The sequence below is a fragment of the Streptomyces sp. NPDC001450 genome (assembly GCF_053597295.1).
Map to the genome: position 1 here is coordinate 90676 of NZ_JBSFHY010000039.1, position 15211 is coordinate 105886.

At 71.0% G+C, this 15211-nt stretch carries 17 protein-coding genes; 6 read left to right on the forward strand and 11 right to left on the reverse strand.

Features of this window, described 5'->3' with window-relative positions; genetic code table 11:
• Nucleotides 1–209: 209 nt before the first annotated feature.
• Both ACWC5O_RS34340 and ACWC5O_RS34345 read left to right on the forward strand, forming a co-directional pair.
• Nucleotides 210–833 carry a hypothetical protein gene (locus tag ACWC5O_RS34340; RefSeq protein WP_450591944.1) on the forward strand — a complete coding sequence of 208 codons (624 nt, stop codon included), beginning with the start codon at nt 210–212 and terminating at the stop codon, nt 831–833.
• A gap of 52 nt (nt 834–885) precedes the next feature.
• On the forward strand, nt 886–1308 hold the full coding sequence (locus ACWC5O_RS34345; RefSeq protein WP_450591945.1) for an acyl-CoA thioesterase: 423 nt from the start codon (nt 886–888) through the stop codon (nt 1306–1308).
• 11 nt (nt 1309–1319) lie between these two features.
• Here ACWC5O_RS34345 and ACWC5O_RS34350 read toward each other — a convergent pair whose 3' ends face one another.
• Nucleotides 1320–1721: a winged helix-turn-helix transcriptional regulator gene (locus ACWC5O_RS34350; protein WP_450591947.1), complete on the reverse strand. Its 402-nt coding sequence runs from the start codon at nt 1719–1721 to the stop codon at nt 1320–1322.
• Nucleotides 1722–1812: 91 nt separating this feature from the next.
• On the opposite strand from ACWC5O_RS34350, the gene ACWC5O_RS34355 reads away from it, so the two are divergent.
• Nucleotides 1813–3270: an MFS transporter gene (locus ACWC5O_RS34355; protein ID WP_450591948.1), complete on the forward strand. Its 1458-nt coding sequence runs from the start codon at nt 1813–1815 to the stop codon at nt 3268–3270.
• On the opposite strand, the gene ACWC5O_RS34360 is transcribed toward ACWC5O_RS34355, so the two are convergent.
• Nucleotides 3257–4111 (reverse strand): NAD(P)H-binding protein, encoded by an 855-nt coding sequence (locus tag ACWC5O_RS34360; RefSeq protein ID WP_450591949.1) that lies wholly within the window; start codon nt 4109–4111, stop codon nt 3257–3259. The two genes, ACWC5O_RS34355 and ACWC5O_RS34360, sit on opposite strands and share 14 nt — an antisense overlap.
• 96 nt (nt 4112–4207) lie before the next feature.
• Between ACWC5O_RS34360 and ACWC5O_RS34365 the strand changes: the two genes are divergently transcribed.
• Nucleotides 4208–5005, forward strand: coding sequence for a helix-turn-helix domain-containing protein (locus ACWC5O_RS34365; RefSeq protein ID WP_450591950.1), 798 nt, complete (start codon nt 4208–4210; stop codon nt 5003–5005).
• A gap of 48 nt (nt 5006–5053) precedes the next feature.
• Here the strand turns inward: ACWC5O_RS34365 and ACWC5O_RS34370 are convergent, their stop codons facing one another.
• Nucleotides 5054–6766, reverse strand: a complete 1713-nt coding sequence (locus ACWC5O_RS34370; RefSeq protein ID WP_450591951.1) for an MOSC domain-containing protein — start codon at nt 6764–6766, stop codon at nt 5054–5056.
• 362 nt (nt 6767–7128) lie between these two features.
• On the opposite strand from ACWC5O_RS34370, the gene ACWC5O_RS34375 reads away from it, so the two are divergent.
• The gene (locus tag ACWC5O_RS34375; protein ID WP_450591953.1) at nt 7129–7725 is read left to right on the forward strand and encodes a 3'-5' exonuclease; all 597 of its coding nucleotides are present in this window, start codon (nt 7129–7131) and stop codon (nt 7723–7725) included.
• Here ACWC5O_RS34375 and ACWC5O_RS34380 read toward each other — a convergent pair.
• The 8 genes from ACWC5O_RS34380 to ACWC5O_RS34415 all read right to left on the reverse strand — a co-directional run bounded on the left by ACWC5O_RS34380 (nt 7697) and on the right by ACWC5O_RS34415 (nt 14132).
• Nucleotides 7697–8317 (reverse strand): TMEM175 family protein, encoded by a 621-nt coding sequence (locus tag ACWC5O_RS34380; protein WP_450591954.1) that lies wholly within the window; start codon nt 8315–8317, stop codon nt 7697–7699. The two genes, ACWC5O_RS34375 and ACWC5O_RS34380, sit on opposite strands and share 29 nt — an antisense overlap.
• Before the next feature lie 72 nt (nt 8318–8389).
• Nucleotides 8390–9784 (reverse strand): nucleobase:cation symporter-2 family protein, encoded by a 1395-nt coding sequence (locus ACWC5O_RS34385; protein ID WP_450591955.1) that lies wholly within the window; start codon nt 9782–9784, stop codon nt 8390–8392.
• A gap of 220 nt (nt 9785–10004) precedes the next feature.
• The gene (locus ACWC5O_RS34390; protein ID WP_450591956.1) at nt 10005–11384 is read right to left on the reverse strand and encodes an 8-oxoguanine deaminase; all 1380 of its coding nucleotides are present in this window, start codon (nt 11382–11384) and stop codon (nt 10005–10007) included.
• A 126-nt stretch (nt 11385–11510) separates the two neighbouring features.
• A complete protein-coding gene (gene pucL / locus ACWC5O_RS34395) occupies nt 11511–12458 on the reverse strand; it encodes a factor-independent urate hydroxylase (protein WP_450591958.1) in 948 nt (315 codons plus the stop codon).
• 4 nt (nt 12459–12462) lie between these two features.
• Nucleotides 12463–12873, reverse strand: coding sequence for a hydroxyisourate hydrolase (gene uraH, locus ACWC5O_RS34400; RefSeq protein WP_450591959.1), 411 nt, complete (start codon nt 12871–12873; stop codon nt 12463–12465).
• Nucleotides 12874–12877: 4 nt separating this feature from the next.
• On the reverse strand, nt 12878–13390 hold the full coding sequence (gene uraD, locus ACWC5O_RS34405) for a 2-oxo-4-hydroxy-4-carboxy-5-ureidoimidazoline decarboxylase (protein ID WP_450591960.1): 513 nt from the start codon (nt 13388–13390) through the stop codon (nt 12878–12880).
• A 128-nt stretch (nt 13391–13518) separates the two neighbouring features.
• Nucleotides 13519–13887: a helix-turn-helix domain-containing protein gene (locus tag ACWC5O_RS34410; protein ID WP_450591961.1), complete on the reverse strand. Its 369-nt coding sequence runs from the start codon at nt 13885–13887 to the stop codon at nt 13519–13521.
• Complete coding sequence (locus tag ACWC5O_RS34415; protein WP_450591963.1) at nt 13884–14132, reverse strand: hypothetical protein; 249 nt, start codon at nt 14130–14132, stop codon at nt 13884–13886. Before ACWC5O_RS34415 ends, ACWC5O_RS34410 begins: the two co-directional genes overlap by 4 nt.
• 286 nt (nt 14133–14418) lie before the next feature.
• Between ACWC5O_RS34415 and ACWC5O_RS34420 the strand changes: the two genes are divergently transcribed.
• Nucleotides 14419–15211, forward strand: a 793-nt coding sequence (locus ACWC5O_RS34420; protein WP_450781143.1) for a lytic transglycosylase domain-containing protein, incomplete at its 3' end; no start/stop codon positions are given.

Consider the following 15211-nt stretch of genomic DNA (forward strand, 5'->3'; position numbering starts at 1 on the left):
CAGACTCCGACAGCCCCGGCCCATCCGCACACACCGACCCACCCGGCGCCGGCCCATCGCCGGCCCCAGCCACGCACACCGCCCCAGCCCCACGGACCTCGACGACCCCAGCCCGGTGCCAGACCCCGTTGTCAGACCCCGGTCGTACGCTTCGAATGGGCCGTTCACCTGGCGGTTCCAGGACGCTGACGGGGCGGAGGGAGGACGCCGTGACGCGACCGCCGACCGCTGCGCAGCGGCGGGTGATCGAGGGTGCCGACGCGGTCACCGGGCGGCTGCGCGGGACGGAGGCGCAGCTGGCCGCGCTGGTCAAGCGGGGGCTCGCCTTCCGGCATCCGCGCCCGCCGCACGATCACTTCCTCACCCCCGCGGGCCACCGCATACGCGAGGCGGTGCCCGAGGCCGCCCCGGAAGAGCCCGCACCGTCCGCGGGTGTCTTCGCGGCGCGCGTCGGCGGTGAGGAGGAGGTGCCCGCGTCCGGTGCGGCACGGCTGCGGGAGGTGCACAGCGCCTGGCAGGGGCTGCTGGAGCTGCGCCGGATGACCAACCCGGGCGGTGCGACGGACCGCCCCTGCGGCTGGGAGCGGACGCATCTGGTGCGGGCCGCCGCGCTCGCCCTGGAGGCGGCCGGGCACCGGCCGGCGGGGCCGGACGGGGAGGGCTACCGGGTGCGCGCGACCCCGCAGCCGGAAGCGGTCGCCGTGTACGCGCCGGACGAGGAGTTGCTGCGGGCGTGTGCCGTCACGCTGGAGCGGGCGGGCTGGCAGGCCGGCGAGTACACCGAGCCGCGCACCCGGGTGCGCTATCTGCTGGCCTCACCGCGCCGGGCGTGAGCGGCGTGCCAAGATCGGTCGACCGGAGATTCGAACGCGAGAAGGGCAAGCAGTGACCGAACCGTTTTCCGTCCGTGTGACCGTCCGCGGCTACGAGACCGACGTGCAGGGGCACCTCAACCAGGCGGTGTACATCAACTACGCGGAGCACGCCCGCTGGTCGCTGCTCCAGGCCGCCGGGATCACCCAGGCGGGGCTTGTCGGCCGGGGTGTCGGCCCGGTGGCGCTGGAGACGACGATCCGCTACAAACGCGAGCTGCTCGCCGGTGACGAGGTCGACGTGACCTGCGAGTTCGAGTGGAGCGGCGGCAAGACCTTCCGGATCCGGCAGGAGATACGCAAGACCGACGGCACGGTGGCGGCCGAGATCGTCGCGGTGGGCGGCCTGCTGAACCTTAAGGAGCGCAGGCTGATCGCCGACCCCGACGAGGTGTTCAAGGAGCTGGCCGCGGACCTCAGTCTCTTCGGCCTCTAGCCGCCCAGGGCCTACGCGTCGAGCAACTCCGGCTGGTGCTCGGCGTCGTAGGCCGCCCGCGCCTCGGCGATGTACACCCTGTTGTGCTCGGCCCAGGCGGTCAGCCGCTGCAGCGTCTCGTGCAACTCAAGTGCGACTGGGGTGAGTTCGTACTCCACCTTCGGCGGCACCGTCGGATGCACGGTACGGGTCACCAGGCCGTCCCGCTCCAGGTTGCGCAGGGTCAGCGTGAGCATGCGGCGGCTGATGCCCTCGATACCGCGCTCCAACTCCGTGAAACGGATGGGCCCCTGGGCGGCTGCGACGAGGATCTGCACGCTCCACTTGCCGGCCACCCTGTCAAGAACTTCGCGGACGGGACACGCCTGCGCGTTCACTGCCTGGACGGTAACACCAGTGTTCCTCTGGGACATCGGACTGCCTCCTTACGCCCGCCTTCATGGTCACCCACGATGTACCCCGTTACAAGTCGTGCACCAAGGTGCGCATGAAGAACGGGGAGCCATGTCAGCCGCGATCGAGAACAGCCCGTCACCGGCAACGGTGGCACCTTCACGAACGTACTCCCGCTGGACGTCCCTCGCAGTCCTGTGCGCGGGCACGCTGATGACGGTCCTGGACGGCAACATCGTCACCGTGGCGATGCCCGCCATCCAGAACGACCTGGGTTTCAGCGGTCCGGGCCTCGCCTGGGTCGTCAACGCGTACCTGATCGCCTTCGGTGGGCTTCTCCTGCTGGTGGGCCGAATGGGTGACCTGGTCGGCCGCAAGCGGATGTTCACCTCGGGGCTCGCCGTGTTCACCGCGGCCTCGGTGCTGTGCGGGACGGCGACCGGGCAGGGCGTGCTGATCGCGGCCCGGGCGCTGCAGGGCGTCGGCGGGGCGATGGCCTCGGCCGTGGTCCTCGGCATGCTCGTCGCCCTCTTCCCCGAGCCGCGGGAACAGGCACGTGCCATCGCGGTGTTCAGCGCGGTCGGGGCGGCGGGCGGGGCGCTCGGCACCTTCCTCGGCGGCGCCCTCACCCAGACGCTGAACTGGCACTGGATCTTCCTGATCAACCTGCCGATCGGCGCGGCCGCCTGGCTGGCGGCGGTGCGCGTCCTCACCCCCGAGCGCGGTGCCGGACTCGGCAGGGGCGCCGACTATCCGGGGGCCGCTCTGGTCACGGGTGCGCTGATGCTCACGGTGTACGTCATCGTCGGCGCCGGAACCCGCTCCCTGACCGTCACCCTGCTCCTGACGGTCCTGGCACTCGCCCTGTTCACGGCGTTCACCCTCCGCCAGGCCCGGGCGACCCGCCCCCTCCTGCGCCTGCGCCTGTTCCGCTCCCGGCTGCTGACCGGCGCGAACGTGGTCCAGGTGCTGATGATCGGCACCATGTACGGCTTCCAGTTCATCGGGGCGCTGTATCTGCAACGCGTGCTCGGCTACGGCGAGTTGGCGACCGGGACCGCCTTCCTTCCGGCCCCGATCGCCATCGGTCTGCTGATGCTGGGCCTGTCGGCACGGACCGTGGCCCGCTTCGGCGGCTACCGGGTGCTGCTGACCGGGCTGGTGCTGATCACCACCGGGACGGCCCTGCTCGGCCGCGCCCCCGCCGACGGTTCGTACCCCGTCGACGTACTGCCGCCTCTGCTGTTGCTGTCCGCCGGGTTCGCGGCGGCGATGCCCGCGCTGACCGGGCTGGCGATGTCCGGGGCCCGGGAGGAGGACGCGGGACTGGCGTCCGGGCTGTTCAACACCACGCAGGTGGTGGGGGGTTCGCTGGGCCTGGCGGCCCTGACCACGCTGGCCGCGAGCCGCACCGACTCCCTGCTCGACCAGGGCGCGGACCTGATCCCGGCCACGGCGGAGGGATACCGGCTGGCGTTCCGCGTGGCGACGGGATTCGCGGTGGCGGCGCTGGCGCTGGCGGCCGCGGTGCTGCGCCCGAGCGCCGACTCCCCCGTCACTCCCCGCTGAACGCCCCGCTGTGGTCCTCCACCCACTCCCGGTACGTCCTGGCCGGCCTGCCCAGCATCTGCGGCACATCCCCGGTGACGACCGCGTTGCCCCCGCCGCGGACGAAGGCGGTGCCGGTCAGGACGCCGTCCGCCTGCGCCTCGCCGAAACCCCAGGCGGTCAGCAGATGTTCGCGTGTCTCCTCCGGCGAGAGGTCCCGGGTGGTGACCGGGCGGCCGAGCACGGAGGCGAGCACGGCTGCCTGGCCGGCAACGCTGATCGCCTCGGGCCCGGTCAGCGTGTAGGTCCGCCCCGCGTGCCGGTGGTCGACCAGCGCCCGCACCGCCCCCTCGGCCACGTCCCGCGGGTCGATCACACCCGACTTCCCGTCGCCGGTCATGTTCGGCACCGGGTCGCCCCGCCCGATCGCCTGGACCCAGCTGAGCGTGTTGGAGGCGAACGACGAGGGCCGCAGGACCGTCCACTCGGTTCCGCTCTCCCGCACCGCCCGCTCTCCCGCCACGTGCCACAGACCTGCCGGGCCGACCTCGGGATCGCCGGTTCCGATGGCGGAGAGCTTCACCAGCCTGCGTACGCCCGCCGCCCGCGCGGCCGCGACCAGCGCCAGATCGTGTCCCTCCTCCGGCCCCGGGGGACGGAGGAGGAACGCGGCCGTCACCCCCGCCATCGCGCCGTCCAGGGAGCCGGGGTCGAGGGAGTCCCCGCGCACCACCTCCACCCCGGCGGGCACCCGGGCCTTCGCCGGGTCGCGGGTCAGGGCACGCACCTTCTCGCCGCGCGCCGCGAGCTGCCGTACCACGTCACTTCCGATGGTGCCCGTGGCACCCGTCACCAGAATCATGTGGTCCACGGTGGGGTGAACGGGCTGCCCGTCTCTTGGAAATTCCGGCACGGTTGGCCCGCCCGCAGGGCGGTGCGGCGCCCGTACGGTGGAGGGGTGCCGAACGCCACCGCCGAGCAGGCCCTGACCACGCCCGAGGCCCTGCGCCCCTGGATCACGGGGGTGCGGACCGTGTCCGTCGCCGACCCGCCCGCCGAGGCCTTCGTCCACCTTCCCGACGCGGTCACCAAAGTGGTGCTCCGTGTGGGTCCGGACGGCCACCGCGACGTCCTGGCCGTCGGACCCCGAGTGCGCGCCGGGTACTACGAGGGCAAGGCCCATGTCTCGTGTGTGGAGCTGCGCCTCGCACCCGGCACGGCCCGTCCGCTGCTGGGTGTCCCGGCGGCCGAGCTGGCCGGCCGGGTCGTACCGCTGGACAGGCTGCCGGGCCGGGCGGCACGCCGGCTCGCGCGCGAGGTGCGGTGGCTGGATCCGCGGGAGGCGGTGCCGCACCTCGCCGAGGCGCTGCCCGAGCTGCTGTCCGCCGCAACGGACCCCGCCCGAACGGCCCTCCTGCGGGCAGGGGTCGACGCGCTGTCGGCCGGAACGGACCGGGCACCCGCACAGGTCCGCGACGTGGCCCGCGAACTGGCCGTGAGCGAACGCCAGTTGCGCAACCTCTTCACCGATGGTGTCGGCGTCTCCCCCAAGCACTACGCCCGCATCAACCGCGTCCGCACGGTCATCGACCGCGCCACGACCGCCCCCTGGTCCGAACTGGCCGCCACCACCGGCTACTACGACCAGTCCCACATGACGTCCGACTTCCGCGCCCTGATGGGCGTCCCACCCCGCTCGTACTTCGCGGGTCGGCTGCCCGCGACGTCCCCGTGCCAGGCGGGGCTGCACGGCTGAATCCGGATGCCGGGCCGGACACCGGCCGGCCGTGCCGTTGCCGGTCGGTCAGAGGTCGAGGACGACTTCGGAAGTCGGTTCGCTGCAGCAGACCAGGACGGTGCCGGGTTCGGGGAGTTCGAGGGGCGGGGTGGTGTAGGCGACCTCGCCTGCCACGAGGTGGGTGATACAGGTGTGGCAGACACCGGTGCGGCAGGACCAGCGGGTGGGGATGTCGCAGGCTTCGGCGAGATCGAGGAGCGCGGCACGGGCCGGCGACCAGGGGGTGGTGATCCCACTGCGGGCGAAGGTGACGAGCGGACCGGTGCCCGGGGGGCCGGGTGGTTGGTGCGGTCGGACGGCGGCCGTGGGCGTCATGCCGGGGTTGACGGCGGGGAGGGCGCTGAACTGTTCCGTATGGATCTGCTCGGGGCGCAGACCGTGCTCGCGCAGGAAGCCGCCGAGGTCGTCCATGAAGGCGGCCGGTCCGCAGAGGTAGGCGTCCGCGTCGGCGGGGATGCCCAGCGCCGCCAGCGAGAGGGCACTCGGGCGGCCCTGGGCGATGTGGGCCTCGCCCGGAAGTGGGGCTTCGGCGGTGTAGTAGATGTGCTCGTGGCCGTCGGGTAGCTGCGCCAGGAGTCCGTGGCTCTCGCCCGCGAAGGCGTGGTGAGCGCGGTCGTGGGCGGTGTGGATCCACCAGACAGAGCGTGGGTCCCGGGTGGCGGCGAGCTGATGGAGCATGGCGAGTACCGGAGTGGCGCCGATCCCTGCGGAGACGAGGACGACCGGGCGGGTGCCTTCTTCGAGTACGAACGTCCCGCGTGGGCTGGCGATGTCCACCAGCTCGCCGGGCCGGAGCGTGCCGTGGATGTAGCCGCTGACCTGCCCGTGGGGCTCGTGCTTGACACTGATGCGGTAGGTATCGGCCGTGGGTGCGGAGGACAGGGAGTAACTGCGCACCGCGGGGGCGGCATCGCCGACTGCGAGGCGGATGGAGAGGTACTGGCCCGGACGGGCCTCGGGTAGGGGTGTGCCGTCGGTGGTGTCGAGGTAGATCGAGGAGATGGTGGGGGTCTCGGGGACGATGCGGGCGACGCGCATGGTCTTGAAGCCCGGCCATCCCGGTTCCTGCTCGGGCTGCTGGGTGGCGGCGAGTTCGCGGAAGGACTGCTGCCATCCGGGGCTGAGGGCGGGGATGTTGAGTGCTCTGCGCAGCTTTGCCGGGTCACGGTCGGGCAGATAGAGCAGCGCGTCGGTGTCGGCGACACTGAGTTCTTCCGGGCCCCTGCGGGTGAGGGTGATCTCGTCGCCGGCTTGGACGTGTCCCTCGGTGATCACGCGCAGGTAGAAGCCGGGGCGGTGGTGGGCGACCAGCAGGGCGGCCATGGTGGGTTCGCCCAGGCGCATGCCGACGCGGTAGCAGGTGACACGCGGCTGGGTGACTTCGAACTCGGCTTCGCCGATGCGGTACCGGTCGCCGATGCACACTTCGTCGTCGGGCAGGCCGTCGACGGTGAAGTTCTCCCCGAAGATCCCGAAGGTCAGGTCGTCGCGACCGAGCTGCCTCTGCCAGTACTGGTAGGACTGCAGCTGGTAGACGAGGACGGCGCGGATCTCGCCGCCGTGCCCGGCCAGATCTCCCTGGCCGTCTCCCTCGACGTTCAGCCGCCGGACCATACGAGAGCCCTGGACGGGGGCCTTCCAGGCTCCGGTGTGGACGGTCCTTCCCTGCCAGGACACGTCCTTGGGCGTCCCCACGTTGACGGACAGCAGCGTCGCCATTGCGGACCTCCTGCGGGGGTGGCCGGCCGGGGCAGTCCCTCATGGCGCCGTGATGTGTGCGCTCGGACCGAGCCTAGTTCTGTGTCGGTGCCGCCGCGATTCCGCGATCACGAGTGGTGAGGCGGCTTCGAGCCCGGCGTCGACCTGAAGCGCCGCGCAACCTAACCTTCAAAGAATTCTTTACAGGTTAGTTCCTGGATGCTCGACTGGATGTCCAACCGCCGAAATCCAAGAGAGAGGCTAGTTACATGGCCACCGCAGCCACCTCGAGACCATCACCATGCGCGTGAAGCCGTGCCGCGCGGGCCCCGCGCCTGAATCCGGATGCACAACACGGCACCCACCTGCCATGCTCCGTTCCCATGCCCGCACGACGCGTCAAGCCCAGCCGCTACATCTCCGTCGACATCGAGGCCGACGGCCCGATCCCGGGGCCGTACTCGATGCTCAGCCTGGGCGCGGCCGTCGCCGGCACCCAGGACGCCGACGGCTTCCGCGCGGCCGACCCCGAGCAGCAGACCTTCTACCGCGAACTCCGGCCCATCTCCGACGAGTTCGTCCCCGAAGCACTGGCGGTCAGCGGCCTGGACCGGGCACGACTGCAGACCGAGGCCGCGGAACCGGGCGTGGTCCTCGCCGAGTTCAGCGCCTGGGTCCGCGAGGTGAGCGCGGGCGCGCAGCCGGTGATGTGCGGGTATCCGGCGTCGTACGACTGGACGTTCCTGTACTGGTACCTGATCCGCTTCACCGGCGAGAGCCCCTTCGGCCACTCGGGCTGCCTGGACATGAAGACGCTGTACGCGACCAAGGCGGGGCTGCCGTTGCGGGCGGTGGCCAAGGGCACGATGCCGAGGCATCTGCTGTCCCGCCGCCGGCACACGCACCACGCCCTCGACGACGGCGTCGAACAGGCCGAACTGCTCGCCAGCCTCATGGCGTGGCCGGGTCCTGCCGCGTAGGCACCGGGACCTGGTTGAAGCCGTAGTAGAGGGCGATCAGGCCGTGGGCGGCGAGGGTGAGGGGGGCCGAGACGAAGGCCAGGCCCACCGTTATCGGGTAGGCCAGGGAGCCCAGGGCGAAGCGGGCGCGCGTGGCTCTGGCCGCGGGGACGTCCACGCGGGAGTCGAAGAGGTGGCCGGTGCGGGTGAGGTGCCACCACAGGGCCTGGAAGGTGAGGGCCATCGCCACCATCACCAGGCTGTAGACGGCGGCGGCCACGTGTGAGGCCTTGTCCTCGCGCAGGTACTCCGCGAGCATCGCCGTCGGCCACGGGACCGCGGCGACCACCATCAGCACCAGCAGGTTGAGGAACATCAGCGTGCGGTCGACGCGGGCGACGTAGCTGAACACCTGGTGGTGATTGATCCACATGATGCCGATGACCAGGAAGCTGACCACGTAGGCGGCGTAGGAAGGCCATTGGGCGCCCAACGCGTGCCAGAGGCCGCCGTGTTCGCCGACCTCGGGGACCTTGATCTCCAGGATGAGCAGGGTGATGGCGATGGCGAACACACCGTCGCTGAAGGCCTCGACACGGCCGGACTCGTTCATGCGGCCAAGCCTGCCCCAAACGGCGGCGGGGGGTACGGCATCCGCCGTACCCCGTGCCATCAGTGTGCCGGGTCAGTGCGCCGGGGCGAGTTCCTCCCCGGATTCCATCGGGTGGGTCACGTCCTCCGCCTCACGGCCCTTGCCCAGGTGGTTGAAGACCAGGTTCAGCAGGACCGCCGCCACGCAGCCCGTCGAGATGCCCGAGTCGAGGACGATCCTCGCCGTCTCCGGGAAGGCGTGGTAGAAGTTCGGTGCGGTGATGGGGATCAGTCCCACGGCCAGGGACACCGCGACGATCAGGACGTTGTTGTCCTTCTCCAGGCCGGCCCGGACCAGGGTCTGGATGCCGCTGGCCGCCACCGAGCCGAAGAGGACGACGCCGGCTCCGCCGAGGACGGGACGCGGGACGACCGCGATCAGCGAGGCGGCCATGGGGCACAGGCCCATCAGGACCAGGAAGCCGCCGCCGACGGCGACGACGAAGCGGCTGCGGATGCGGGTCATGGCGACCAGCCCGATGTTCTGCGCGAAGGCGCTGCACATGAAGCCGTTGAAGAGGGGGCTGAGGGCTGAGCCGAGGGTGTCGGCGCGCAGGCCCGCCGCGATGGTCCGCTCGTCCGCCGGGCGTTCGACGATCTCGCCGAGCGCGAGCATGTCGGCCGTGGACTCGGTCATCGAGACCACCATCACCACGCACATCGACAGGATCGCGGCGACCTGGAACTGCGGTGCGCCGAAGTGGAACGGGGTCGGGAAGCCGATCACGTCCGCGTCCGCCACCGGGCCGAAGTCCGTGACCCCGAAAGGTATCGCCACCAGCGTGCCGGCGATCAGGCCCAGCAGGACCGCGATCTGCTTCACGAAGCCGCGGGTGAAGCGGCGCAGGGACAGGACGATCAGGAGGGTGATGCCGGCCAGGGTGAGGTTGGTGGCCGAACCGTAGTCGTGCGCGGCGGGGTTGGGGCCCTGGGCCCAGTTGAAGGCGACCGGCAGGAGGGAGACGCCGATCAGGGTGATGACCGTACCGGTGACGACCGGCGGGAAGAAGCGGACCGCCTTGCTGAAGAAGGGGGCCGCCAGAAAGCCGAGGAGGCCTGCGACGATCACGGCGCCGAAGATGACCGGCAGCGCGTCTGACTTGTCGTGCGCGGAGGCGACGATCGCCGTCATGGGGGCCACCCCGGCGAAGGTGACGCCGTTGACGAAGGGCAGCCGGGCGCCGATCTTCCATATGCCGAGGGTCTGCAGGAAGGTGGCGAGGCCCGCGGTGAACAGGCAGGCGCCGGTGAGGAAGGTGAGTTCGGTGCCGGTCAGGCCTACGGCCGCGCCGACGATCAGGGGCGGGGCGACGACTCCGGCGTACATGGCGGCCACGTGCTGCAGGCCGCTCGTCGCCATCTTGAGTGCGGGAAGTTTCTCGTCGACTGGGTGGGTCTCGTCGACGGGGTCAACGATCTGAGCGGACACGGCGGCTCCTCCGGTCGGTTAGACACGTCGGCTCTGACGTGGGTTTCAGGGAGGTGGTGCGCGGTCGTGCGGGACCGGAGGCCCTTCGGGGGCCTGGGGACGGTGACCGTTCCGGGGCGCGCGTGAACACGCGCGCCCCGGAGACGGCCGCCATGGACCCCGCTCGGGTCCACGGCTGCCGACCGGGAGCCGTCCCTCCCGGCCGGAGTCCGGCGGTGGCTCAGCTCTGGGCGGCGATCCGCGCCAGGCGCTGGGCCTCGTCCCGCGTGGAGCGGGCGATGGCGTCCTCGTCGGCGGTCAGCAGGCGGCCGTCCGCGACGATCTGACGTCCGTTCACGAAGGAGGCGGTGACCGGGGCCGCCGCTCCGAAGACCAGCGCGGTCACCGGGTCGGCGATGGAGGCGTGGGCGAGGGTGTCCAGCTTCCACAGCACCAGGTCGGCCAGCTTGCCGGCCTCCAGCGAGCCGGTCTCGGCCGCGCGGCCGAGCACCTCGGCGCCGCCGTAGGTGCCGAGGCGCAGCGCCTGGCGGGCGTTGAGCGCGGCCTCGCGGTGGCTGCCGAGGCGGTTGATCAGCAGGGCGTTGCGCAGTTCGGTGTGGAGTTCACCGGACTCGTTGGAGGCGGTGCCGTCGACGCCGAGGCCTACCGGGACGCCCGCCTTCAGCATGTCGGGGACCCGGGCGATGCCGGCTCCGAGGCGGGCGTTGGAGGACGGGCAGTGTGCCACACCGGTCCTGGTCCGGGCGAAGGCGGCGATGTCGGAGTCGTTCATGTGGACGCAGTGCGCCATCCACACGTCCTCGCCGAGCCAGCCGGTGGACTCGAAGTAGTCGGTCGGGCCCATGCCGAACAGCTCGTGGCAGAACTTCTCCTCCTCGACCGTCTCCGAGCCGTGGGTGTGCAGGCGCACGCCGAGGCGGCGGGCCAGCTCGGCACCTTCACGCAGGAGTTCGGTGGAGACGGAGAACGGCGAGCAGGGGGCCACGGCCACCTGGGTCATCGCGTCGAAGGAGGCGTCGTGGTGCTCCTTGACGGTCGCCTCGGTCGCGGTGAGGGCGCCCTCGAGGGTCTCGACGGCGAAGTCCGGGGGCAGGCCGCCGTCCTTCTCGCTGCGGTCCATGGAGCCGCGGGCCAGGGTGAAGCGGACGCCCATCTCGCGTGCGGCGCGGATGATCGCGCCGGACAGGTCGCCGGAGCCCTGCGGGTAGACGTAGTGGTGGTCCATGGCGGTGGTGACGCCGCCGCGGGCCATCATCGCGAGCGAGCCCTGGGCCGCCGCGTACGCCATCGGCTCGTCGATGCGCGCCCAGGTGGGGTAGAGCGCGACCAGCCAGTTGAAGAGGTTGTGATCCGTGGCCAGGCCCCGGGTGATCCACTGGTAGAAGTGGTGGTGGGTGTTGATCAGGCCGGGGGTCACGAGATGCCCGGTGGCATCGATACGGCGTACGACGTTCTCCAGGCCCTCGGGGGCCTTGCCCGCGCCGACCGCCTCGATGCGGTTGCCGGCGATGACCACGTACCCGGAGGCGTACTCGGTGTCGGTGGCGTCGACGGTCGCGATCGAACAGTTCTCGATGACGATGCGCTGGGCTGCTGCCATGATTCGTCCTTTTCGCTCAGTGGACTGAAGTGGGAGGGCACGGCAGGACCCTAGGGAGTTTGAGTGCCGTGGCCGGGGACCTGAGCAGGTGCGTCACCCCGGCCACGGGTGCCGAAAGTGCGGAGATCAGAGGTTGGTGAGATCCACCGGGATCTTCGGCTCGCAGCCGTCCCGGAGGATGGTGGCCTCGATCAGGCCGTAGGGCCGGTCGGCGGCGAAGTAGACCTCGTTGTCGTTCTTGAGCCCGAAGGGCTCGAGGTCGACGAGGAAGTGGTGCTTGTTCGGCAGGGAGAAGCGGACCTCGTCGATCTCGCTGCGGTTGTTGATGATGCGCGCGCCCATCTGGTACAGCGTCTGCTGCAGGGACAGGGAGTACGTCTCGGCGAAGGCCTGGAGCATGTGCTTCCTGACCTGCTCGTAGGACTTGTCCCAGTTGGGCATCTTCTGCTCGTCGTCGGTCCAGTTGAACCGCCAGCGGCCGGAGACCTGGGTGGCCAGGATGCGGTCGTACGCCTCCTGCAGGGTCGTGTACTTGTCCTTGACGTAGCCCCAGAACTCGGAGTTGGTCGAGTTCATCACGACCAGGTCCTTCAGGCCGGAGATGACCTCCCACTTCTCACCGTCGTAGGTGATCTGGGTGACGCGGGTCTCCTGGCCCTTGCGGACGAAGGAGTGCTTGACCTCGTCCGCGCCGATGAACTTGGAGTTGGCGTCGGAGGTCTCGATCCGCTCCCAGGCGTACTCCTCGATGCGGATCCGCGCGATCTTGATCGGCTCCTGCGAGGTGACGAAGTGCCGGGCGAGGTGGATGCCGAACTGCTCGGCGGACTCTATGCCGTGCTCCTTGGCGAACGCGTACACCGTGTTCTTGGTGGTGTCGGTCGGCAGGACGTTGGCGTTGGAGCCGGAGTAGTGGACCTCGTCCATGTCGCCGCTCAGCGCCACGGAGACGTTGAGGTCCTTGATGTGGTGGGTGGCGCCGTCCCGCGTGATCTTCACGACTCGGTTCTCGGCCTTGCCGTACTGGTTCTGTCCCAGGATCACAGGGCGGGCAGGGCGGGAATTGACAGTCATTTAGCTAGCTCCCTCGGTAAACGGAGTAGCCGAACGGGTTGAGCAGCAGCGGTACGTGGTAGTGCTCCCCGGGGTTCACGGCGAAAGTGATCGCCACCTCGGGGAAGAACACGGCACCGCTGTCCCGATTCGCGGGGGCGTCCTGCTGCGCATCGGCTTGCTTCTTCTCGAAATACGCCTCGACCGCGAAGTCGAGCCGTACGTGTGTCGTGCCTTCCGGCAGGTCCGGAAGGTCCTTGCACCGGCCGTCGGCGTCGGTCACGGAGCCGCCGAGCGCCTGCCAGTCCCCGCCGTGCCCGTAATGGGCGCGCTGCCCGGCGCGGGCGGCGAGCTGGACGGCGACGCCCTCGGCGGGGCGGCCGACGGAGGTGTCCAGGATGTGCGTGGACACGGAGGCGGTGGTGCTGGTGCTCATGGTCTCAGGCGTCCTCTTCGACGAGTCGGGCCAGTCGGATGCGGTTGATCTTGCCCAGCTCGGTGCGGACGATCTCCCGCTCCTGCTCCGGCGAGTTGCCGATCCGCTCCTTGACCGCGTCCCGCATCTGCTCGCCGGTACGACCGGTGGCGCAGATCAGGAAGACATGGCCGAACTTCTCCTGGTAGGCCAGGTTCAGTTCGAGCATCTCCGTCTTGAGCTCCTCGGACGCTCCGGCCATGCCGCGTTGCTCCCGCGCGGAGGCCGGGTCGCCGGGCTTGGGGCGGCCGATCGGCGGGTGGCCGGCCATCGCCTCTTCCAGGTCGGCGGTGCTCAGCTCGGTCATGGCGGCGTCACTGGCGGCGCAGAGGTCGTCGGCGGTGGCGTACGGGCGGGCGGCGAGCAGCCGCCGGCCCCACTCGGTGGAGGCGCACGCCTCGTGGAGGGCGGCGAGGGCCGCGTGCTCCTCCAGGACGTTGAACCGGGCCAGGCCCGGGGGCGTGGAAGACGTAGTCACGGGAGCCTCCGTGGCCGGAAACGGCCTTCGTGCTGATCGGGCTGCGAACAGCTAACGCCCTCCGAAACACGACGTCAACACTTTGTTGAAAATTCCGCGTAACAAGCCCGAGAGGCACCTGGGGGTCGTCAGGCGCCCTTCTCCCGGTTGAGGTAGTTGTAAACCGTGAAGCGGCTGACGCCCAGCGCACTCGCCACGGTCTCCACGCCGTGCCGCACGGCGAAGGCGCCCCGCGCCTCAAGTATCCGCACGACCTCCTGCTTGGACTTGCGGTCCAGGTCGGCCAAAGGCCTGCCCTGCTTGCGCTCCATGGCGGCGAGGATGTGGTCGAGGGAGTCGGCGAGCTGGGGCAGGCGTACGGCGACGACGTCGACGCCCTGCCAGGCGAGGACGACGTCCTCGGGGCCGGCCTCGTCGGGCGGGAGCATCTCCCCGCCCATGGCGTCGACCAGCGGCTTCACGGCCGTGATGAAGGGCTCGTCCCCGTTGCCGGTCATTCGCCCGCTCCGATCACGTTGACCTGCAGCGAGATCCGGGTGGCACCGGCTTCCAGGGTCTTGCGCAGCAGCGCGTCCACAGCGGTCAGCACCGCGTCGGCGCCGCCCTCCGCCGTGTTGCCGAACGGACCGACGTCCACCGCGTCAAGCTCCGCCGCCTCGATCACCTCGCGGGCCGCCAGCGCGTGCGCGGGTGCCTCGTCCAGGTCGAAGGGCTCGGTCGTGAACTCCACTTTCAGTCGCACTGTGCCCCCATGGCATCTGCTCCGACCCGTGCGTTCCGCCAGGTCCGCGGCCACGGGGGTCGGACCGCCCCGGCCGCTTGGGGAGACCTTAACGGACATGCGTGCCGACCCGGGCTCCCCAGAAGGTCCGGCTTCCTGCGACCTGCCGCGGCTTCCCGCGACGGACGGGCCGCCCGTCCGCGTAGAGCAGGGGACGGAAGCCACACAGGGAGGGGACCACGAAGTGCGCACATTCGGGTCGGGCGTGTTCAGAGGCGCCAGGGGTACGGCGGTCGCGGCGGCGGCGATGGCCGCTCTCACCGCGTCCCAGGCGCCGGGGGCGGTGTCGGCGCAGGCCGCGGAGCCCGCGCGGAAGCCGGCACCCGCCGAGCACGGCCCCAGCGTGTCCGGTGACACCCCCTACCGCACCGATCTGCCCCCGCTGCGGCCCCGTGAGGCAGCCTCGGCCCAGGGAGGGCCGGGCGGCGCCCTGCCCTCGACCGTGTTCGCCGCGTACCGGCGCGCCGAGGCGGAGCTGGCCCGCACCGCGCCCGGCTGCCGGCTGCGCTGGCAGCTGCTGGCCGCGATCGGTCAGGTGGAGTCCGGGCAGGCGCGGGGCGGCCGGGTGGCCTCGGACGGCACGACCGTGACGCCGATCCTCGGGCCCCGGCTGACCGGCGGTGCCTTCGCCGTCGTCCCGGACACCGACGCCGGGGCCTACGACGGGGACGCGGTGTACGACCGCGCGGTCGGCCCGCTGCAGTTCATCCCGTCGACCTGGGCCCGCTGGGGCGCGGACGGCAACGGGGACGGGCACGCGGACCCGGACAACGTCTACGACGCGGCGCTCGCCGCCGGCCACTATCTGTGCGCCGGCGGCCGGGATCTCTCGGACCCCGCCGACCTGGACCGGGCGATCCTCGGCTACAACCACTCGGAGGCCTATCTGCGCACGGTAAGGGCCTGGTACGCGTACTACCTGACCGGACACCGGGTGGCGCCGGACGCGTCCGGCGCCACCCGGGACCGGCCGGAGCCGTCCCGCCCGCTTCGTCGTCGGTGCCGGGGTCGGGCAGTGTGGTACGGTAGAGTGCGGCGCG

What these genes read in the sequence shown, in the direction of transcription:
- ACWC5O_RS34350 (WP_450591947.1), bottom strand. Translation starts at nt 1,721, where the DNA reads ATGTCCCAGAGGAACACTGGTGTTACCGTCCAGGCAGTGAACGCGCAG.
- ACWC5O_RS34355 (WP_450591948.1), top strand. Translation starts at nt 1,813, where the DNA reads ATGTCAGCCGCGATCGAGAACAGCCCGTCACCGGCAACGGTGGCACCT.
- ACWC5O_RS34360 (WP_450591949.1), bottom strand. Translation starts at nt 4,111, where the DNA reads ATGATTCTGGTGACGGGTGCCACGGGCACCATCGGAAGTGACGTGGTA.
- ACWC5O_RS34370 (WP_450591951.1), bottom strand. Translation starts at nt 6,766, where the DNA reads ATGGCGACGCTGCTGTCCGTCAACGTGGGGACGCCCAAGGACGTGTCC.
- ACWC5O_RS34375 (WP_450591953.1), top strand. Translation starts at nt 7,129, where the DNA reads ATGCCCGCACGACGCGTCAAGCCCAGCCGCTACATCTCCGTCGACATC.
- ACWC5O_RS34380 (WP_450591954.1), bottom strand. Translation starts at nt 8,317, where the DNA reads ATGAACGAGTCCGGCCGTGTCGAGGCCTTCAGCGACGGTGTGTTCGCC.
- ACWC5O_RS34390 (WP_450591956.1), bottom strand. Translation starts at nt 11,384, where the DNA reads ATGGCAGCAGCCCAGCGCATCGTCATCGAGAACTGTTCGATCGCGACC.
- pucL (WP_450591958.1), bottom strand. Translation starts at nt 12,458, where the DNA reads ATGACTGTCAATTCCCGCCCTGCCCGCCCTGTGATCCTGGGACAGAAC.
- uraH (WP_450591959.1), bottom strand. Translation starts at nt 12,873, where the DNA reads ATGAGCACCAGCACCACCGCCTCCGTGTCCACGCACATCCTGGACACC.
- ACWC5O_RS34410 (WP_450591961.1), bottom strand. Translation starts at nt 13,887, where the DNA reads ATGACCGGCAACGGGGACGAGCCCTTCATCACGGCCGTGAAGCCGCTG.